This is a genomic window from Roseateles saccharophilus (genome assembly GCF_031458095.1).
Taxonomy (GTDB): domain Bacteria; phylum Pseudomonadota; class Gammaproteobacteria; order Burkholderiales; family Burkholderiaceae_C; genus Pelomonas; species Pelomonas saccharophila_A.
Map to the genome: position 1 here is coordinate 150,659 of NZ_JAVDXU010000003.1, position 18,925 is coordinate 169,583.

Below are 18,925 nucleotides of genomic sequence, written 5' to 3' on the forward strand. Positions count from 1 at the left end.
TTCACTTCGCAGGGCGAAGTGAGCCTGCGCCGAAACCATCAGCTCTTCGGTGCGAGCACCGAAACTCCGCCCATGTAGGGGCGGAGCACCTCTGGCACCTCGACGCTGCCATCGGCACGCTGATAGTTTTCCAGCACTGCGACCAACGTGCGCCCCACCGCCAGGCCGGAGCCATTCAGCGTGTGCACCAGCTCGTTCTTGCCCTGGGCGTTCTTGAAGCGCGCCTGCATGCGGCGGGCCTGGAAGGCGCCCATGTTCGAGCAGGAGCTGATCTCGCGATAAGTGTTCTGCGCCGGCAGCCAGACCTCGAGGTCATAGGTCTTGGTCGAACCAAAGCCCATGTCGCCGCTGCACAGCAGCATGGTGCGATACGGCAGGCCGAGCTTTTGCAGGATGACTTCGGCGTGGCCTGTCATCTCATCCAGCGCGGCCATGCTGTTCTCGGGCTGCTCGATGCGCACCATCTCAACCTTGTCGAACTGATGCTGGCGGATCATGCCGCGCGTGTCACGGCCGGCCGAGCCGGCTTCCGAGCGGAAGCAGGGGCTGTGGGCCGTCATCTTGACGGGCAGGTCTTCGGCCTTCAGCACGCTCTCGCGCACGGTGTTGGTCAGCGAGATTTCCGAGGTCGAGATCAGGTATTGCTCGGCCTGCTCCTCGTCGCCGCCGCGCAGCACCCAGAACATGTCTTCCTTGAACTTGGGCAGCTGGCCCGTGCCCTCGAGGATCTCGCGGTTGACGATATAGGGCGTGTAGCACTCGGTGTAGCCATGCTCGGTCGTCTGCACGTCGAGCATGAACTGGGCGAGTGCGCGGTGCAGGCGGGCCACCGGGCCGCGCAGGAAGCTGAAGCGCGAGCCCGACAGCTTGGCGCCGGTCTCGAAGTCCAGGCCCAGCGGGGCACCGAGGTCGACATGGTCCTTGACCTCGAAGTCGAAAGACTTCGGCGTGCCCCAGCGGCGCACCTCAACGTTGCCGGTCTCGTCGGCGCCGGCCGGCACGCTGGCGTCGGGCAGATTGGGCACGCCCATCAGCATGTCGTTGAGTTCGACCTGGATGGCCTCAAGGCGCTCGCCGCCCGCCTTGAGTTCATCGGCGATGCCGCCGACTTCGGCCATCAGGGCCGAGGCATCCTCGCCCTTGCCCTTGGCCATGCCGATCTGCTTGGACAGGGCATTGCGGCGCGCCTGCAGTTCCTCGGTGCGGGTCTGCACGGCCTTGCGCTCGGCCTCGAGCGCCTTGAAGCGCTCCACGTCGAGGAAGGGTTGGGGGTTCTTGCGCGCGTTCAGGCGCTCGATGACGGTGTCGAGCTCCTTGCGCAGTTGGGTGATGTCGAGCATGGGTGTCCTTCAATATTCGAATGCGAAAGCGGCGCCGATGTCAGGCGCCGCCGGTGTGCGAAGCGCCGTGTTCAAGATCGGGAAGAACTCACCTCGGCCATGGACTTGTCGCCCAGACCCATGGGCAGCGGGAAGCGCACATGCTCCTCCACGCCCGGCAGGCTGCGCACCGTCGTGGCCCCCATCGCGCGCAGGCGGTCGATGACGGCCTGCACCAGCACATCGGGCGCCGACGCGCCAGCCGTCAGCCCCACGCGCGGGCGGTTTTCCAGCCACTCGGCCTTCAGGTCTTCGGCGGCGTCAACCATATAGCCCGGCGTGCCCAGGCGCTCGGCCAGTTCGCGCAGGCGGTTGCTGTTGGAGCTCGTCGGGCTGCCGACGACGATGACGACGTCGACCTGGGGCGCCATCACCTTGACGGCGTCCTGGCGGTTCTGCGTGGCGTAGCAGATGTCCTGCTGCTTGGGCTCGCGCACCTGCGGGAAGACGCGCTTCACCTCGGCCAGGATGTCGGCGGCGTCGTCCACGCTGAGCGTCGTCTGCGTGACGACGGCGAGCTTGGCTCCATCCTTGACCTGCACCTTGGCCACGTCCTCGACGTCTTCGACGAGGAAGATGCCCTCGGACAGCTGGCCCATCGTGCCCTCGACCTCGGGGTGGCCCTTGTGGCCGATCATGATGAACTCATAGCCCTCGCGGTGCAGCTTGGCCACTTCGACGTGGACCTTGGTGACCAGCGGGCAGGTCGCGTCGAAGACCTGGAAGCCGCGTGCAGCGGCCTCGCGGCGCACCTCCTGGCTGACGCCATGGGCGCTGAAGACCAGCGTGGCGCCGGGCGGCACCTCGGCCAGGTCCTCGATGAAGATGGCGCCACGCGACTTCAGGTCGTTGACGACATAGGTGTTGTGCACGATCTCGTGGCGCACATAGATGGGCGCACCGAACTTCAGCAGCGCCCGCTCGACGATCTCGATGGCCCGGTCCACGCCGGCGCAGAAGCCGCGTGGCTCGGCCAGCACGACCTCCTGGGGTTGCACTTTTGCCTCCATCACAGCACGCCGATCACTTGCACCTCGAAGCTGACCGGCTGGCCCGCAAGAGGATGGTTGAAGTCGAACAGCAGCGCCTCGCCGCCCAGCTCGCGCACAACGCCCGCATAGCCGCCCTGCCCGTCCGGGCCCGGGAACTGCACGACGTCGCCGACGTTGTAGGCCTCGTCGGGATCGCCCAGCTGGCGCAGCAGCGACAGCTTCACGCGCTGCAGCAGCTCGGGGTTGCGTTCGCCGAAGGCCTCGCCCGGCGCCAGCTCGAAACGCTCGTGGGCCCCCTCGGGCAGGCCGATCAGGCGCGCCTCGATGGCCGGCGACAGCTGGCCCAGCCCCAAGGACAGGGTGGCGGGCTTGTCGTCGAAGGTGTTGACGATGTCGGCACCGTCCGGGCCCGAGAGCCGGTAATGCAAGGTCAGGAAGGACCCGGCCTGGATGGGGTTCATGCGAGAGGGGGAAGGCTTGGCTAGACTGGACGCGATTTTATGTCTTTGACCCATCTGCCCCCGGACGCCCGCCCGCGCGAGAAGCTGCTGGCCCGCGGACCCGCCGCGCTGGCGGATGCCGAACTGCTGGCCCTGCTGCTGCGCACCGGGCTCAAGGGCATGCCTGTGCTGCAGCTGGCCCAGAGCCTGCTGGACCAGTTTGGCGGCTGGGCCGGGCTGCTGCAGGCCAGCGTACAGGACCTCGCCAAGGTCAAGGGCCTGGGGCCGGCCAAGCGCGCCGAAATCGCCGCGGTGCTGGAGATCGCCCGGCGCTCGCTGAACCAGCAACTGGCCGAAAAGCCGGCCATGAGCGACGTCGGCACGGTGAAAACCTATTTGCGCCTGCAGCTGGGCGGCCTGGGTCACGAGGTCTTTGCAGTGCTCTTCCTGGACGCCCAGTTGCGCCTGATCGCCATGGAAACGCTGTTCCAGGGCTCGCTGACGTCGACGACGGTGCATCCGCGCGAGGTCGTCAAGCGCGCCCTGGCCCTGGGTGCCGGCGCCGCCATCCTGGCCCACAACCACCCCAGCGGTGTCGCCGAGCCCTCACGGTCCGACGAGCTGCTGACCCAGCAGCTCAGCCGGGCCCTGGCTTTGGTGGACGTGCGTGTCGTCGACCATTTCGTCGTCGGCGCGGGCGAGGTGGTGTCCTTCGCCGAGCGGGGCCTGCTGTGAGCGTCAAGACGGTGCGCAGCCTGGCGGATCTCAAGCCGCTGGCCCGCGAGATGGCGGCGGCGCGGCTGGCGGCCGAGGTCGAGCGCGAGCGCGTCGCCGCAGCCATGCGTCTGGCCGAGCAGGAAAGAAAGATCTTCGAGCTGACCGTCGGTCCCGTGACGCCGCTGCGCAGCACCGACCGCTTCATCCACGCCGTCGAGCCGCCATCGCCGGAGCCGCGTCAGCGCGAGGCGGACGAGCGGGCCGTGCTGCTGCAGGCGCTGTCGGACGAGATCGACGTCGAGTCCCTGCTGGACACCGACGAGACGCTGAGCTTTCGCCGCGAAGGCATCAGCCTGGAGGTCGTGCGCAAGCTGCGCCGCGGCCATTGGTCCCTGCAGGCCCAGCTCGATCTGCATGGCCTGCGCCGCGACGCGGCCCGCGAGGCGCTGGGCCTGTTCATTCACGACAGCGCCCGCCGCGGCCTGCGCTGTGTGCGCGTCGTGCACGGCAAGGGCCATGGCTCGCCGGGCCGCGAACCCGTGCTCAAGGGCCGCGTGCGGCGCTGGCTGGTGCAAAAGAGCGAGGTGCTGGCCTTTGTGCAGGCCCGCGCCAGCGACGGCGGCGCAGGCGCCCTCATCGTGCTGCTGAACGGAACGGCCTGACGCGCCGCTGACGGGTGAATAACACCGGGCTGTCGCGTCGCGCGGCCGACACGAGGTGCAACGCCATTGACCGGCGCCGTTAGCCCGGAGTAGTCTGGCCTCAAGCCGCCATCAGCGCGACATCCGGTTTCCCAGCCCAACGAGGAGAGCGCCCATGTCCCACACCTTTTCCGATCGTGCAACCCAGCCCAAGAGCTATGTCGGCATCGGTCTGGTCGTTGCCTTGCATCTGGCAGGCATCTACGCGCTGAGCGCCGGGCTGATCACGGTGCCGCCGAGGGTCCGGGAACTGGCGACGGTGAGGACTTTGCCGCCCGAGGCACCGGAGCCGCCAAAACCCTTCGAGCGCGTGCGTCCCGCCGAGCCCAAATTGTCGACGCCGGAGCCCATCCTGGTGCCGCCGCCGATCGTCGAAATCGCCCAGCCGCCTCAGGAGCCCGTCATCAGTGCGGTACCGCAGCGCGACGCCACTCCGACAACCAGCGGGCCGACCGTCAGCACGGGCACGACCACACCGGCCCAAACTCAGAAAAAGACTGACACCATCAGCACCCCCAGCGCGGTCTGCTCCGTGATGCCCCGCCCCGATGTGCCGGTCGTCAACTGGAGCGGTGAAGCCGTGCTGCAGGTGATCGCCACCGTCCGCGGCGGCCGCGTCGTCGGCACGGACTTCCGCGTGGCCCAGGGTGCGTTGGACAGCAAGACCAGGCGCTCGCTGCAACGCTCGGTGGAATCCGCCCTCTCCGGCTATCAGTGCCAGGGTGACGCGACCTTCCAGCAGGACTTCGCGTTCAGGCTCGATTAAACGTTGCGCATCCAGTCGGCCGTGCCCGCGAAGGACTCGGCCAGCCGGGCCTGCAGGGCCGGGTCCACCCCGGTCTCCTGCATGGCCTGGCCCATGCAGGCCAGCCATTCGTCGCGCTCGGCGATGCCGATGCGAAAGGGCATGTGCCGCGCTCTCAGGCGCGGATGGCCAAAGCGGCTGATGTAGTGGTCGGGCCCGCCCAGCCAGCCGCACAGGAACCAGAACAGCTTGTCGCGCGCCGACTCCAGCGAGTCGCCATGGGCCGCGCGCAGCCGCGCATAGGCCGGCTCCAGGTCCATCAGGTCATAGAAGCGGTCGACGAGTTCGCGCACGCGCGCCTCGCCGCCGGCCCATTCAAAGGCGGTGGAGGGAGTTTGTTCAGCCAAGAATTTTTGTGGCTAGCGCCTTGATGGCCTGGGCCGCGTCGCAGCCCGGGTAATGTTCCAGCATCAACTGGCGCTTCAGCACGGCCTGCTTGACGGCCGGGTCGGCCTTCACCTCGCCATAGAGCTCGAGCCTGAAGCTCTGCCCCGGCGTCGGACCGACGAAGCGCTGCAGCACCTGCTGCAACTGGCCGCAGATCAGCTTGCCCTCGCCGACGCGGTTGGCCTGGTTGACGAGCAGGCCCACCTGGCGGCGCTCCTGCTGCGTGGCCAGCACCTTGATGGTGGCATAGGCATCGGTCAGCGAGGTGGGCTCGGGCGTGGCGACGACGAGGACGTCGGTGGCCAGGGAGATGGCGAACAGCACGACGTCGGAGATGCCGGCGCCGGTATCGAGCAGCACCCAGTCGAAGCGCGGCTTGACGAGGTCGATGATGTGCAGCAGCTTGTCGCGCACCTCGGGGGTCAGACGCGAGTACTCGACAATGCCGGAGCCGGCCAGCAGCACGGAGAAGCCGCCAGGCGCCGGCAGGATGGCCTGCTCCAGCGTGGCCTTTTCGGTGAAGACGTCGTGCAGCGTCAGCTTGGGGTGCAGGTTCAGCACCACGTCGAGGTTGGCCAGGCCGAGGTCGGCGTCCAGCACCAGCACCTTCTGGCCGCGCGCGGCCAGAGCCGCCGCGAGATTGGCGGTGACGAAGGTCTTGCCGACGCCGCCCTTGCCGCTAGTGACGGCAAGCGTGCGGGCGCCGCCGCTGCGCGCGGGACGTTGCGGCGGTGGCGTGGGAGCAGCAGGATCGGAAGTCGTCATGGCGTGTCCTGTTGCGTTTCGAGATTCAGGGAGGCGAACAACATGCCCTTTTCTTCGGCGCTGACCAGGGAATCGATCTGGGGTTCGAGGCAGGCCCGGTTGCGGCCCTCGGCCTTGGCGCGGTAGAGCTGGCGGTCGGCCCGCTCCGTCCACAGCAGCGGCGACGAACGCACCCATTGCGGCGCGAAGGCGCCACCGAGGCTGACCGTGACGCTGAGCATCTGGCCGGGGCCGACCTCGATGGCGAGTTCGGAGACCCGTTCGCGCACGCGCTCGGCCACGGCCAGGCCCACATGCGAGGCACAGTTGGGCAGGATGATGGCGAATTCCTCGCCGCCGACGCGGGCGACGAGATCCATGGGCCGCACCGTCTGCTCGACGGCGCGGGCCACGGCGCGGATGACCTGGTCGCCGGCGCCATGGCCATGGGTGTCGTTGACGGCCTTGAAGTGATCGATGTCCAGCATCAGCAGCAGGGCCCCCTCGCCAGAGCGGGCCACGCGGTCGACTTCACGGGCCAGGGCCATCTCGAAGCTGCGGCGATTGACCAGTCCGGTCAGGGCATCCTTGCTGGAAAGATCGCACAAGGCATCGACCACGGCCTGCAGCCAGGCAGCACTCATCGGCGCCTCGTCCGGAAGCAACGCGCCGGCCTGCTGCAGCAATTGCAGGGCCTGGTCCAGAACGAGCGCATCGGCATCGATCAGGTGGTTGGCGGGCAGGCGTTGTTCCAAAGGCTGGTACGGCGGGGGCGAATGGGTGGATTGTGGTTTCGGGGCAGTCTAGCAGCGGCCTCCCCGTGTCCAGGTCGTGAAACAGGCACGTTCCTGCGGCCTGTTTGCACTATGCTGGGCCGCACCCGGACCGTAAAAACGGCCTGCGGTGCAGAATCGGCGCGCCACGCCTGAACTGCTGCGAGCACCAACAAATCTGATTTTCGACATGCCCGCACCCGACCTCGCCCACGGCACTGAATCTCTCGATCACGAATTCAGCTTCAGCAAGGCCGACTTCGACCGTGTGCGCGAGCTGATCTACAAGCATGCCGGCATCAGCCTGCATGACGGCAAGCATGCGATGGTCTACAGCCGGCTGTCGCGCCGCCTGCGCGAGACCGGGCACAAGAGTTTCGCCAGCTATCTGCAATGGCTGGAGGCTTCCACCGGCCCGTCCGGCGCCGTCGAATGGCAGGAGTTCGTCAACTGCCTCACGACCAACCTGACCTCCTTCTTCCGCGAGGAACATCACTTCCATGCGCTGAAGGACGACCTCAAGCCCTATGCCGGCAAGCCGGTGCGCATCTGGTGCTGCGCCGCCTCCACCGGCGAGGAGCCCTACTCCATCCTGATGACCTGCAGCGAAGCCTTAGGCGCCAGCGCCTCGGTGCAACTGGTCTCCAGCGACATCGACACCAATGTGCTGGCCACGGCCAAGCGCGGCGTCTACAACGCCGATGCGCGCGGCCTCGACGCGACGCGGCTGAAGAACTTCTTCATGCGCGGCACGGGTGCGAATTCCGGAAAGATCCGCATCAAGCCCGAGCTGCAGCGCTGGGTGGAGTTCCGCGCGCTGAACCTGATGGATGCGCAGTGGCAGCTGGGCGACCCCTTCCACATGGTGTTCTGCCGCAACGTGATGATCTATTTCGATGCGCCGACCCAGCGCAAGGTGCTGGAGCGCATCCACCGCGTCATGCGTCCGGGTGGCCTGCTCTTCGTCGGCCACTCGGAGAACTTCACCGAATCGCGCGACCTGTTCAAGCTGCGCGGCAAGACGATTTACGAACGGGTCTGAGCCAATGAGTACGCCTCTCGCTACCGCATCGACGCTCGGCAACCCAGCCGCGCTGGCCAAGGTCAACCACCTCAAGGGCCAGCCACGCAAGCAAGGCGAGGCCTCGTTCTTCTTCTACGACGCCCACTTCAAGAATGCCGCCGTCAAGATCCTGCCGGGCGAATACTTTGTCGACCAGGAAGACCTGCTCGTCATGACGACGCTGGGCTCCTGCATCGCGGCCTGCCTGTGGGACCGCGTCGCCAAGGTCGGCGGCATGAACCACTTCATGCTGCCCGAGGGCAATGGCGACTCGGGCCGCTACGGCTCGTTCGCAATGGAACTGCTCATCAACGAGATGATGAAGCGCGGCGCCAGCAAGGCCCGCATGGAAGCCAAGATCTTCGGCGGCGGCGCCGTCATCTCAGGCATGAACTCGCTCAACGTCGGCGAGCGCAACACCAATTTCGTCATCGATTTCCTGAAGCTGGAACGCATTCCCATCGTGTCCAAGGACGTGATGGACGTGTACCCGCGCAAGGTGTGTTTCCTGCCGGCCAGTGGCAAGGCCATGGTCAAGCGCCTGGCGCCGACCAATACCGACGCGCTGGTCCAGCAAGACAGGGCCGCGATTCAAAAGGTGCAGCCGGTCGCCAGCAGCGGCGGCTCCATCGATCTGTTCTGAGGAGGCCAATGATGGCCAAGACCAAGGTCGTGGTGGTGGACGACTCGGCGCTGGTGCGCTCCATCCTCACCGAAATCATCAATCGCCAGTCCGACATGGAATGCATTGGCGCCGCGGCCGACCCGCTGGTGGCGCGCGAGATGATCCGCAATCTCAACCCCGACGTCATCACGCTGGACGTCGAGATGCCGCGCATGGACGGCCTGGACTTCCTGTCCCGGCTGATGCGGCTGCGCCCCATGCCCGTCGTGATGGTGTCCACGCTGACCGAGCGCGGCGCCGAGGTCACGCTGAAGGCTCTGGAACTCGGCGCCGTCGACTTCGTCGCCAAGCCCAAGATCGGCGTGGCCGATGGCATCCGGCTGCTGGCCCAGGACATCACCGACAAGATTCGCATCGCCTCCAAGGCCCATATCCGCCGCGCGCCGCCGCCGCCCGCGCCGGGCGCGGCCCCACCGGCACCGGTCAAGGCCGTCACCATGGCCAGCCTGGGCAAGGCCTCGACCGAGAAGATCATCTTCATCGGCGCCTCCACCGGCGGCACCGAGGCCACCAAGGACGTGCTGATCAACCTGCCGGCCGACAGCCCGGCCGTCGTCATCACCCAGCACATGCCGCCCGGCTTCACCAAGAGCTATGCGACGCGGCTGGACGGTCTGTGCAAGATCCGCGTCAAGGAAGCCCAGGACGGCGAGCGCATCCTGCCCGGCCACGGCTATATCGCCCCGGGCGGCATGCATCTGAGCATCGAGCGCAGCGGTGCGAACTACATCGCCCGCGTGCAGGACGGCGAGCCCATCAACCGGCACAAGCCGTCGGTCGAGGCGCTGTTCCTGTCGGCCGCCAAGGTGGTCGGCCCGAATGCCATCGGCATCATGCTGACCGGCATGGGCGCCGACGGCGCCAAGGCCATGAAGGTCATGAAGGACGCCGGCGCCTACAACTACTGCCAGGACGAGGCCAGCTGCGTCGTCTTCGGCATGCCGCGCGAGGCCATCGCGGCCGGCGCGGCGGACGAGGTGCTGCCGCTGAACCAGATTGCGATCAAGGTGCTGGAGCGGCTGCGCGCCACGTCGGGCATCTCGTTGAACCGGGTCTAGGACTGCTCAGCGCTTGGTCGCGCTGGCGGACACATCCGCCTTGGCCACCAGCATCGGGCGATGGCGCGCGACGACCACGGGGTCGTTGGGGAATACCGGCCTGAAGCCGTCCAGCGACTTCGGCGCGGCCGGCACCCAGGCCGTCTGCACGGGGCGCGCCGCCTTGCCGACCACGACGACGCGGTCGGCCCGCTCGGCGGCGGCTTCCTTCAACTCGGCATTCGAATCTGTGAAAGCCCGTGCGCCCGTCGTGGCGAGCACCAAAACGGCAGCAAACGAGGCCAAAGAGATCCAGCGGGGCAGCGTATTCATGGTGGGGCTCCTTCAAGTGCTGGTTATGCTATGCATCCAGCGACTCGCTGAGAAACGCTGATTTCTGCACTGATTGGTTGGATTGGCTTACCAGATGGCTTCCCTGGACCGCTTCCCTCTGCATTACCTGGCCGCCTTCCGCGCCGCGGCCCAGACAGAGAACCTGCGCGCCGCAGCTGAGAGCCTGCATCTGACGCACAGCGCCGTCAGCCAGCAGATCCGTGGCCTGGAGACAGCCCTGGGCTTCGAGGTCTTCACCCGTCAGGGGCGGCGCCTGGTCTTGAACCCGGCCGGCCAGACCCTGCAGCGTGCCGTCAGCAAGGTGTTTGCCGAACTGCAGGCGGGGCTGCTGGCAGCCGGTCAGGCGCACGGCCACCAAACCCAGATGCTGCGCATCACCTCCCTGCCCTCCTTCGCCCAGCGCTGGCTGATGCCGCGCCTGCCGCGCTGGCAGACCCTGCAGCCTTGCATCACGCTGGACCTGCACACGGGGCACCAGGTCGTCGACCTGGAACGCGAGGGCTACCAGATCGGCCTGCGCGTGGGTCGGGGGCCGTGGCCAGGGCTGGCCACCGAGCCGCTCTTTCATTCGCCGATGATTGCGGTGGCAGCACCTGCGCTGGCCCACAAGCTCATCGGTCGGCCGGGCTCGGCCTTGGCCGATGAACCGCTGCTCGGCCACACGGACGAGTGGCAGGCATGGTTCGTCGGTGCAGGCATCAACGCAACGCCGGTCGTCGTTGCCAGCTTCAACGATGCTGGCGTGGCCCTTCAGGCCGGCGAACAAGGCATGGGCGTCGTTCTGGCCCGCGAACTGTTGGCGGCCGATGCCCTGCTGGACGGCCGCCTCGTGCGCGTCCACGCCCATGCCAGGGACCTCGATGCGACCCGCGAGTATCAGATCGTCTACCCGGAGGCCCTACGCGACGACCCGGCCGTGCGGGCCTTCTGCGACTGGCTGCACGCGGAGATTGCCGCCCTTCAGCAAAGGCTCACAGAAACAGCTGCTGTAGATCGCTGAGGAAATCGAAGCCGCGCTCGGTGGGCTGGATGCGTGCCACGTCGTCGGTCAGCAGGCCGCGGCCACGCGCCGCCTCCAGGCCTTGAGCGATGGCGGAACGCGGCAAGCCGGTGCGCTCGAGGAATTGCGTCATGGTGACGCCCTCCTTGAGCCGCAGCGCATTCAGCATGAACTCGAAGGGAAGATCCTTGCGCGCCACTTCGTGCTCGTTGCTGACCTTGTTGGCCTGCGCCATGAAGGCGGCCGGCTCGCGCCAGCGCACCTGGCGCAGCACGCGGTTGGGAAAGCTCAGCTTGCTGTGGGCACCGGCGCCGATGCCGAGGTAGTCGCCGAACTGCCAGTAGTTCAGGTTGTGCAGGCAGCGATGGCCTTCGCGGGCATAGGCCGAGACCTCGTAGCGCGCCAGGCCGGTGGTGCCGGTCTTCGCGGTGATCAGGTCCAGCATGTCGCTGGCCAGGTCGGGATCAGGCAGGCCGGCCGGCGTGCGCGTCGCGAACACCGTGTTGGGTTCGATGGTCAGGTGGTAGATGGACAGATGCGGCGGCTTGAAGCTCAGCGCCGTGTCCAGCTCGCGCGCCAGGTCGTCCAGGGTCTGGCCGGGCAGCGCATACATCAGGTCGAGGTTGAAGGTCTCGAAGGCGCCGGCCGCCTCGGCCAGGGCCTCGCGGGCCTGGATCGAACTGTGCACGCGGCCCAGCGTCTTGAGTTGGGCGTCGTCGAAGCTCTGCACGCCGACGGACAGCCGCGTGACCCCGGCCTGGCGGAAGCCCTTGAAACGTTCGCGCTCGAAGGTGCCCGGATTGGCCTCCAGCGTGATCTCGCAGCCGGGCTCCAGCGGCAGGCGGGCACGGATGTCCGAGATGAGCTGCTCGATCTGCTCCGGGTTGAACAGGCTGGGCGTGCCGCCACCGATGAAGATGCTGACGACATGCCGGCCCCAGATCAGCGGCAGCGCGGCTTCCAGGTCGGCACGCAGCGCAGCGAGATAGGCCTCGGCCGTGTCGACAGCCAGTGCGCCGCCCTTGACCTCATGCGAATTGAAATCGCAGTAGGGGCATTTGCGCAGGCACCAGGGCAGGTGGACGTAAAGCGCAAGCGGGGGCAGCGCGGGCAACTGCAGCGTGCCCGGACGCATCAGGTGGACAACGTCAGCCATCGCTCACCCGAGGTGCCAGACCTCGCGGAATTGCTGGATCAGCTGCGCGGCCGCCAGCGCGCGATGGCTGTGGCGGTTCTTCACTTCGGCGCCCAGGCTGGCGACGGTCTGGCCCAGCGCCGGGATATGCATCAGCGGGTCGTAGCCGAAGCCGCCCTCGCCACTCGGCGCGGCCAGGATCTCGCCGCTCCAGCGGCCCATGGCGATCAGCGGCTCGGGGTCGTCGGCACTGCGCACGGCCACCAGCGCGCAGACGAAGCGCGCACGACGGTCCTCGACAGCGGCCATCTCGCGCAGCAGACGCTCGTTGTTGGCCTCATCGCTCTTCTCGCCGCCCGCATCCAGCGCATAGCGCGCCGAGCGCACGCCGGGCGCGCCGCCCAGCGCGTCCACACTCAGCCCCGAGTCGTCGGCCAGAGCCGGCAGGCCGCTCAACCGGGCCGCATGGCGGGCCTTGGTCAGCGCGTTCTCGGCAAAGGTGTCAAAGGGCTCCTCCGCCTCCGCAATACCCAGGCTGCCCTGGTTCACCAACTCAATGCCGAGCGGCGTGAACAGGGCCTGCAGCTCGATGAGCTTCTTGGCGTTGTTGGAGGCCAGGACCAGCTTCATGCGGACTTCTGCAGCTCGATCAGCTCGCGGATGCCCTTGTCGGCGAGGTCGAGCAGCTTGTTCATCTCGTCGCGCGTGAAGACCACGCCCTCGGCCGTCCCTTGCAGTTCGACAAAGCCGCCCGAGCCCGTCATGACAACGTTCATGTCGGTGTCGCAGGCCACGTCCTCGATGTATTCGAGGTCAAGCAGCGGCACGCCGTCGACGATGCCGACCGAGATGGCCGCGACCGTGTCCTTGATCGGCGAGCGCGACAGCTTGCTGTCGGCCAGCAGCTTGTTGACGGCATCCTGGGCGGCCACGAAGGCGCCCGTGATGGCCGCCGTGCGCGTGCCGCCGTCGGCCTGCAGCACATCGCAGTCCAGCGTGATGGTGCGCTCGCCCAGGGCGCTGAGGTCGAAGACGGCACGCAGCGACCGGCCGATGAGGCGCTGGATCTCCTGCGTGCGCCCGCTCTGCTTGCCACGCGCGGCCTCGCGGTCGCCACGGGTGTGGGTGGCGCGCGGCAGCATGCCGTATTCCGCCGTGACCCAGCCCTCGCCAGAGCCGCGCTTGTGCGGCGGCACACGCTCCTCGACGGAGGCGGTGCAGAGGACGCGAGTGCCGCCGAACTCGATCAGCACCGAGCCCTCGGCATGCACGGTGAAACCGCGGGTGATGCGCACCGGGCGCAATTGATTGGCAGCGCGGCCTGCGCTGCGCGTGAAGGTCTTGGTCATAGGGAAAGAAAGGTTAGCGACGGTTCACGCCGCGGCCGGACTGGCGGATCACTTCATTGATCTCGCGTATGGAACGCTCGATCTCCTCGTCGTCCATGGCGGCGACGAGGTCGGCATCCAGGGCGCCCTGGATGGTGGAGGCAAAGCCCGAGTTACCCAGGTTCTGCGTCGTGTCGCCGCTGGGCTCGCCCTCACCTTCCCATTCGACGGCCAGCACGGTGACGTTGTCACTGCGCGCGCCCCCGTTGCGCAGGGCCTGCTCGACGAGTTCGGGGGCGGCTTCGGAGATGGCCTGGTCGGACAGGTGCTGGACGATCTCGCTGTCCTCGACGCTGCCCCACAGGCCGTCCGAGCACAGCAGGATGCGGTCCGACGCTTCCATCACCAGCGGGCCCTGGCAGTCCACCATGGGCTTGCCGGGGCTGCCCAGGCAGGTGAAGAGCACGTTGCGGTTGAAGGGTTCACCGCCGCGGGACACGCGGCCCAGGGCTTCCTGCAACTCGGAATAGGAATGGTCGCGGGTGCGGGCGATCAGCTTGCCGGCACGCACGAGGTAGAGGCGCGAATCGCCGCAGTGGGCCCACCAGGCCTGGTTGCCTTGCAGGATGCAGGCGACGACGGTCGTGCGCGGCGTGTCGTGCAGGCCCTTGCTGGCCGCATAGCGCAGCAGCTGCTGGTGGGCGATGACGATGGTCTCCTGCAGGAAGCGCTGCGGATCCTCGATGATCGGGCGGGCGTCCTGTTGGAACAGCGCAGCCAGGGTTTGCAGCGCGATCTGGGCCGCGACCTCGCCTTCCGGATGGCCGCCCATGCCGTCGGCCAGCGCGAACAGGCCCGCCTCCCGCGTGAAGCAATAGCCCATGCGGTCTTCATTGGTCTCGCGGCCACCGCGACGACTGACTTGAAAGACGCTGAATCTCAAGCCTTCGCTCCAGATTTGAGGTTCTCAAGCTGGAGTTTGAGCCTTTCGCTGAAAGAAAGCTTGGTGTAGCGGCGCTCGGTCTCGCGGGCGAGCTCCTTTTGCAGCGCGAACACGCTCTGCGGGCGCGACAGGGCATCCAGCGACATGCACCACTCGGTCACTTCCAGCAGGTTGTCGGAATAGACATTGCGCAGCCGGCTCAGGCTCAGGGACAGGCGGTCCTTCTCCAGGCGCTGCGGCGCGTCATTGGGCGGATAGCCCTGCATGCAGGCATAGATGCAGGCGCCGATGGCGTAGATGTCGGTCCAGGGACCGAGCGAGCCGTCGCGGCGGTACATCTCCGGCGCGGCAAAGCCCGGCGTGTACATCGGGCGGATGAAGTTGCCTTCCTTGCTCAGCACTTCACGCGCGGCGCCGAAGTCCAGCAGCACGGCCTTGTTGTCGTTGGTGATGAAGATATTGGCCGGCTTGATGTCCAGGTGCAGCATCTTGTGCTGGTGGACGATGCGCAGGCCGCGCAGGATCTCGTCGAAGAGGCTGCGGATGGTCGACTCGCGGAAGACCTTGTCGCGCTTCATGTCGCGCGCGGTCACGATGAAATCCTGCAGGGTGTCGCCCTGCAGATAGTTCATGACCATGTAGACGGTTTCGTTCTCGCGCAGGAAGTTCAGCACCGAAACGACACTGGGGTGCGAGATTTGCGCAAGCGAGCGCCCTTCTTCGAAGAAGCTCTTCAGTCCCAGCCGGTAGAGCGGCTGCTTTTCCGGCTTGACGCGAGGCGTCAGTTCGCCGGGCGAACGTTCGGCCAGCGACGAGGGCAGGTATTCCTTCAAGGCGACCAGGTGATGGTCGGGATCCTCGGCGAGATACACCACGCCGAAACCGCCCGCCGCCAGTCGCTTGATGATTTGATAGCCCCCAACCACCGTGCCTGCGGGCAAGGGCGCCGGCTTCGGCTTGGACATAATCGCGTTTTGTCTGTTTTGCGAGATGCGAAATGCCAGTCTACAGCATGACCGGGTACGCCAATTCCCTGGCGCAACCCCCTAAAGCCGAGGATGGCAACAGTTCTCCGCAAGCTTCGGTCAGCGTCGAATTGCGCTCGGTCAATGGCCGGTTTCTGGATCTGTCCATGCGCATGCCCGAGGAGTTGCGCGGCCTCGAGCCCCAGTTGCGCGAACTGATTGCCGCACGTTTCAAGCGCGGCAAGATCGAGCTGCGCATCAACACCCAGCGCGAGGCCGATGGCGCCTGGCCCCAGCCCCAGCCCGAGCAGCTCAATCGCCTGGCCAGCCTGGAAGCCAAGGTGCGCACCTGGCTGCCCCAGGCCACGCCGCTGTCCGTCCATGAAGCCTTGAACTGGTGCAAGAGCGGCGCGGCCGCCCCCGCCCAGCTGGACAGCGCCACGCTGGAGGCCGCCCAGGCCTGCGTGCAGGGCCTGGCCGAGGCCCGCGAGCGCGAAGGCGAGAAGCTGGTCGCCATCCTGACCGAGCGCATCAAGCGCCTGCGCGAGCTGGCTGACGACGCCGAGCCCCTGCTGCCGGCCGTCGTGCAGCGCCAGCAGCAGCGCTTCCTGGAACGTTGGCAGGAAGCCCTGGCGGCCACCGGCGCCGCCAGCAGCGTGCCGCAAGAGGCCCTGCAGGAGCGCGCCCTGAACGAGGCCGCCGCCTTTGCCATCCGCATCGATGTCGCCGAGGAATTGGGGCGACTGCGCGCCCATCTGGAAGAACTGACCCGCCTGCTGAAAAAGGGCGGCGAGCTCGGCAAACGGCTGGATTTCCTGATTCAGGAACTACATCGGGAAGCGAATACCCTGGGTTCCAAATCCGCCGCGCTGGAATTGACCAATATTTCGGTCGAAATGAAGGTCGCCATCGAGCAGATGCGCGAGCAGGTGCAGAACATCGAGTAGGTTTTTGGGGCGTCCCAAAACGTCCCGCCGATGTTCAATAACCCATTGATCTATAAGGTTTTTTCGTCCCAGCCCGCCCCACAGCGTCGCAGTGAAGCGCGCCCCTGATTTGGGGTTTAGTGTGGGGTTCGTGTGGCGTGTTTTGTGGGGTGAATTGCCCGTATCTCACGATACGGAAATTTATGCTCGCGAACCCCACTGCCTCCGCCAAAGGACGTGCAGCCAATGCACGTCGATCGCGTCCTGACCCGGACGGTGGCTAACGGCGCGCCCACGGTCGCCAACGACGCCCTGCTGTACATGAACCGCATGTTCAAGATGGCGGTGCGCAACCATTGGATCGACCGCAATCCGGCGGCAGACTTCGAACTGGCGGACGCCGGAGGACCCGAGGTCCCACGAGAACGGGCGCTGTCAATCGATGAAATCGAAGAGCTTGCCGGAGCAATGCGCGACACGCCGAGCTTTGGCCGCATCAATGAGCTGGCCGTCTGGTTGCTCCTTGCGCTATGCGTCCGCAAGATGGAGCTCCTATCGGCGCGGTGGGACGCCTTCAATCTTGATGCGGGCGTCTGGACGTTGCGGAAGGAGAGCACCAAGACAAAGGCGGCAAGGTGTTGCGGCGCTTGCATGCAATCGCAATAAGCAGGAAAAAGACCCGGCACCTCGCCGGGTCTGACCCGCCATCGTCGTTGCGACAGACAGTGGCTTGCTCAGCGAACCTTTCCTGACTTCCACGCATTCAGCAGCGTGTCGTAGGCAATCGTTTCGCCCTTGGGTTTCTCATTGGCGAGCTTCTTCCACGGTGCGCTCTTGTCGGACAGCCACTTGCTCGGATCTTCCTTCTTGTTGAGCTTGGGCGCGCAGCGGGCCATGCCGGCGCGCTCCAGGCGGCTCATGACCTGGTCCATCTCCTCGGCCAGGTTGTCCATGGCGGCCTGCGGGGTCTTCTCACCCGTCACGGCGACGGCGACGTTCTTCCACCAGAGTTGCGCGAGCTTGGGGTAGTCGGGCACGTTGGTGCCGGTCGGCGTCCATGCGACACGGGCCGGGCTGCGATAGAACTCCACCAGGCCGCCGAGCTTCGGGGCCAGGTCGGTCATCGCGCTGCTGCGGATGTCGGACTCGCGAATGGGCGTCAGGCCTACGATGGTCTTCTTCAGCGAAACGGTCTTGGCGGTCACGAACTGCGCGTACAGCCAGGCGGCGGCGGTCTTGTTGGCGTCGTGCGCCTCGAAGAAGGTCCATGAGCCCACGTCCTGGTAGCCGTTCTGCATGCCCTGCTTCCAGTACGGACCGTTGGGGCCCGGGGCCATGCGCCACTTCGGCGTGCCGTCGGCGTTGACCACCGGCAGGCCGGGCTTGGTCATGTCGGCGGTGAAGGCGGTGTACCAGAAGATCTGCTGGGCGATCTGGCCCTGGGCCGGCACGGGGCCGGCCTCGCCGAAGGTCATGCCGGTGGCTTCCTTCGGGGCGTACTTCTTCATCCAGTCGACGTACTTGGTGAGTGCGTAGACGGCCGCGGGCGAGTTGGTGGCGCCGCCGCGCGACACGCTGGCGCCGAGCGGCGTGCAGCCGTCGGGTGAGGCACGGATGCCCCACTCGTCGACCGGCTTGCCGTTGGGGATGCCGATGTCGGCCGTGCCGGCCATCGAGAGCCAGGCGTCGGTGAAGCGCCAGCCGAGCGACGGGTCCTTCTTGCCGTAGTCCATGTGGCCGTAGATGGGCTTGCCGTCGATGGTCTTCACGTCGTTGGTGAAGAAGTCGGCAATGTCCTCGTAGGCGCTCCAGTTGAGCGGCACACCCAGCTCGTAGCCGTACTTGGCCTTGAACTTCTGCTTCAGGTCTGGCCGGGCGAACAGGTCGGCGCGGAACCAATACAGGTTGGCGAACTGCTGGTCGGGCAGTTGGTAGAGCTTCTTGTCGGGGCCAGTGGTAAAGCTGGTACCGATGAAGTCGGCCAGGTCCAGTCCCGGGTTCGTCCACTCCTTGCCCTTGCCGGCCATGTAGTCGGTCAGGCTCATGATCTTGCCGTACCTGTAGTGAGTGCCGATCAGGTCGGAGTCGGAGATCCAGCCGTCGTAGATCGACTTGCCCGATTGCATGGATGTCTGCAGCTTCTCGACGACGTCGCCCTCCTGGATCAAGTCGTGCTTGACCTTGATGCCGGTGATCTCTTCAAAGGCCTTCGCGAGCGTCTTGGATTCGTACTCGTGCGTGGTGATGGTTTCGGACACCACCGAGATCTCCTTCACGCCTTTGGCCTGCAGCTTCTTGGCAGCTTCGATGAACCACTTCATCTCATCCGCCTGCTGCTGCTTGCTCAGCGTGGACGGCTGGAACTCGCTGTCGATCCACTTCCTGGCTTCGGCCTCGCCGGCCCATGCGCCCTGACCCACAGCCAGAGCAGCAGCGGCAAAGGCCACGGCATTCAAGCGCAATTTCATGTCTGTCTCCTGAGATGGCTTCCCATTGCTTGCACTGGCACGCCGGTCGGGAAGAGATGGCCGGCCGCCTTCTCGAAAAACTG

Annotated in this window: 22 protein-coding genes; 9 read left to right on the forward strand and 13 right to left on the reverse strand. The window is 66.5% G+C overall.

What is annotated here, in order from left to right; genetic code table 11:
- Positions 1-38: 38 nt before the first annotated feature.
- The 3 genes from serS to J2X20_RS19710 form a co-directional block, all read right to left on the reverse strand.
- Positions 39-1,340, reverse strand: a complete 1,302-nt coding sequence (gene serS, locus J2X20_RS19700; protein WP_310268251.1) for a serine--tRNA ligase — start codon at positions 1,338-1,340, stop codon at positions 39-41.
- A 71-nt stretch (positions 1,341-1,411) separates the two neighbouring features.
- Complete coding sequence (gene ispH, locus J2X20_RS19705; RefSeq protein WP_310268252.1) at positions 1,412-2,377, reverse strand: 4-hydroxy-3-methylbut-2-enyl diphosphate reductase; 966 nt, start codon at positions 2,375-2,377, stop codon at positions 1,412-1,414.
- Positions 2,378-2,388: 11 nt separating this feature from the next.
- Positions 2,389-2,832 (reverse strand): FKBP-type peptidyl-prolyl cis-trans isomerase, encoded by a 444-nt coding sequence (locus J2X20_RS19710; RefSeq protein ID WP_310268254.1) that lies wholly within the window; start codon positions 2,830-2,832, stop codon positions 2,389-2,391.
- 39 nt (positions 2,833-2,871) lie between these two features.
- Between J2X20_RS19710 and radC the strand changes: the two genes are divergently transcribed.
- The 3 genes from radC (at position 2,872) to J2X20_RS19725 (ending at position 4,995) form a co-directional block, all read left to right on the forward strand.
- Positions 2,872-3,546, forward strand: a complete 675-nt coding sequence (gene radC / locus J2X20_RS19715; protein WP_310268258.1) for a RadC family protein — start codon at positions 2,872-2,874, stop codon at positions 3,544-3,546.
- Positions 3,543-4,190, forward strand: coding sequence for a Smr/MutS family protein (locus J2X20_RS19720; protein WP_310268261.1), 648 nt, complete (start codon positions 3,543-3,545; stop codon positions 4,188-4,190). Before radC ends, J2X20_RS19720 begins: the two co-directional genes overlap by 4 nt.
- Before the next feature lie 154 nt (positions 4,191-4,344).
- Complete coding sequence (locus J2X20_RS19725) at positions 4,345-4,995, forward strand: hypothetical protein (protein ID WP_310268265.1); 651 nt, start codon at positions 4,345-4,347, stop codon at positions 4,993-4,995.
- Here J2X20_RS19725 and J2X20_RS19730 read toward each other — a convergent pair.
- The 3 genes from J2X20_RS19730 to J2X20_RS19740 are packed head-to-tail and all read right to left on the reverse strand — an operon-like array spanning position 4,992 to position 6,920.
- Positions 4,992-5,381 carry a group II truncated hemoglobin gene (locus J2X20_RS19730; protein ID WP_310268268.1) on the reverse strand — a complete coding sequence of 130 codons (390 nt, stop codon included), beginning with the start codon at positions 5,379-5,381 and terminating at the stop codon, positions 4,992-4,994. The genes J2X20_RS19725 and J2X20_RS19730 overlap by 4 nt on opposite strands.
- On the reverse strand, positions 5,374-6,186 hold the full coding sequence (locus J2X20_RS19735) for a MinD/ParA family protein (RefSeq protein WP_310268271.1): 813 nt from the start codon (positions 6,184-6,186) through the stop codon (positions 5,374-5,376). The genes J2X20_RS19730 and J2X20_RS19735 overlap by 8 nt, the downstream gene beginning before the upstream one ends.
- Complete coding sequence (locus tag J2X20_RS19740) at positions 6,183-6,920, reverse strand: GGDEF domain-containing protein (protein WP_310268275.1); 738 nt, start codon at positions 6,918-6,920, stop codon at positions 6,183-6,185. The genes J2X20_RS19735 and J2X20_RS19740 overlap by 4 nt, the downstream gene beginning before the upstream one ends.
- A 208-nt stretch (positions 6,921-7,128) precedes the next feature.
- Here J2X20_RS19740 and J2X20_RS19745 point away from each other — a divergent pair, with 208 nt between their 5' ends.
- From J2X20_RS19745 to J2X20_RS19755, 3 genes are read left to right on the forward strand one after another with little or no spacing between them, the layout of a single operon-like run.
- On the forward strand, positions 7,129-7,980 hold the full coding sequence (locus J2X20_RS19745; RefSeq protein ID WP_310268278.1) for a CheR family methyltransferase: 852 nt from the start codon (positions 7,129-7,131) through the stop codon (positions 7,978-7,980).
- Positions 7,981-7,984: 4 nt separating this feature from the next.
- Positions 7,985-8,644 carry a chemoreceptor glutamine deamidase CheD gene (gene cheD, locus J2X20_RS19750; protein WP_310268281.1) on the forward strand — a complete coding sequence of 220 codons (660 nt, stop codon included), beginning with the start codon at positions 7,985-7,987 and terminating at the stop codon, positions 8,642-8,644.
- An 11-nt stretch (positions 8,645-8,655) separates the two neighbouring features.
- Positions 8,656-9,744, forward strand: a complete 1,089-nt coding sequence (locus tag J2X20_RS19755; protein WP_310268283.1) for a protein-glutamate methylesterase/protein-glutamine glutaminase — start codon at positions 8,656-8,658, stop codon at positions 9,742-9,744.
- 6 nt (positions 9,745-9,750) lie between these two features.
- Here J2X20_RS19755 and J2X20_RS19760 read toward each other — a convergent pair whose 3' ends face one another.
- Positions 9,751-10,056, reverse strand: a complete 306-nt coding sequence (locus J2X20_RS19760; RefSeq protein WP_310268286.1) for a hypothetical protein — start codon at positions 10,054-10,056, stop codon at positions 9,751-9,753.
- Positions 10,057-10,150: 94 nt separating this feature from the next.
- Here J2X20_RS19760 and J2X20_RS19765 point away from each other — a divergent pair, with 94 nt between their 5' ends.
- Positions 10,151-11,077, forward strand: a complete 927-nt coding sequence (locus J2X20_RS19765; RefSeq protein WP_310268289.1) for a LysR substrate-binding domain-containing protein — start codon at positions 10,151-10,153, stop codon at positions 11,075-11,077.
- On the opposite strand, the gene hemW is transcribed toward J2X20_RS19765, so the two are convergent.
- From hemW to J2X20_RS19790, 5 genes are read right to left on the reverse strand one after another with little or no spacing between them, the layout of a single operon-like run.
- Positions 11,049-12,233, reverse strand: a complete 1,185-nt coding sequence (gene hemW, locus J2X20_RS19770) for a radical SAM family heme chaperone HemW (protein ID WP_310268292.1) — start codon at positions 12,231-12,233, stop codon at positions 11,049-11,051. The genes J2X20_RS19765 and hemW overlap by 29 nt on opposite strands.
- Positions 12,234-12,236: 3 nt before the next feature.
- Positions 12,237-12,842 (reverse strand): RdgB/HAM1 family non-canonical purine NTP pyrophosphatase, encoded by a 606-nt coding sequence (gene rdgB / locus J2X20_RS19775; RefSeq protein WP_310268295.1) that lies wholly within the window; start codon positions 12,840-12,842, stop codon positions 12,237-12,239.
- Entirely contained in the window at positions 12,839-13,561 is a 723-nt protein-coding gene (gene rph / locus J2X20_RS19780; RefSeq protein ID WP_310268298.1) for a ribonuclease PH, read from the reverse strand. Before rph ends, rdgB begins: the two co-directional genes overlap by 4 nt.
- 13 nt (positions 13,562-13,574) lie before the next feature.
- Positions 13,575-14,483, reverse strand: a complete 909-nt coding sequence (locus J2X20_RS19785; protein WP_310268301.1) for a PP2C family protein-serine/threonine phosphatase — start codon at positions 14,481-14,483, stop codon at positions 13,575-13,577.
- Positions 14,480-15,448 (reverse strand): serine/threonine protein kinase, encoded by a 969-nt coding sequence (locus J2X20_RS19790; protein ID WP_056195338.1) that lies wholly within the window; start codon positions 15,446-15,448, stop codon positions 14,480-14,482. Before J2X20_RS19790 ends, J2X20_RS19785 begins: the two co-directional genes overlap by 4 nt.
- A 32-nt stretch (positions 15,449-15,480) precedes the next feature.
- On the opposite strand from J2X20_RS19790, the gene J2X20_RS19795 reads away from it, so the two are divergent.
- Together J2X20_RS19795 and J2X20_RS19800 are read left to right on the forward strand one after the other, a co-directional pair.
- Positions 15,481-16,395, forward strand: coding sequence for a YicC/YloC family endoribonuclease (locus tag J2X20_RS19795; protein ID WP_310268310.1), 915 nt, complete (start codon positions 15,481-15,483; stop codon positions 16,393-16,395).
- Between the two features lie 216 nt (positions 16,396-16,611).
- The gene (locus J2X20_RS19800; protein ID WP_409034177.1) at positions 16,612-17,040 is read left to right on the forward strand and encodes a tyrosine-type recombinase/integrase; all 429 of its coding nucleotides are present in this window, start codon (positions 16,612-16,614) and stop codon (positions 17,038-17,040) included.
- Positions 17,041-17,108: 68 nt separating this feature from the next.
- Here J2X20_RS19800 and J2X20_RS19805 read toward each other — a convergent pair whose 3' ends face one another.
- Positions 17,109-18,842 (reverse strand): ABC transporter substrate-binding protein, encoded by a 1,734-nt coding sequence (locus J2X20_RS19805; protein WP_310268315.1) that lies wholly within the window; start codon positions 18,840-18,842, stop codon positions 17,109-17,111.
- Positions 18,843-18,925 lie beyond the last annotated feature (83 nt).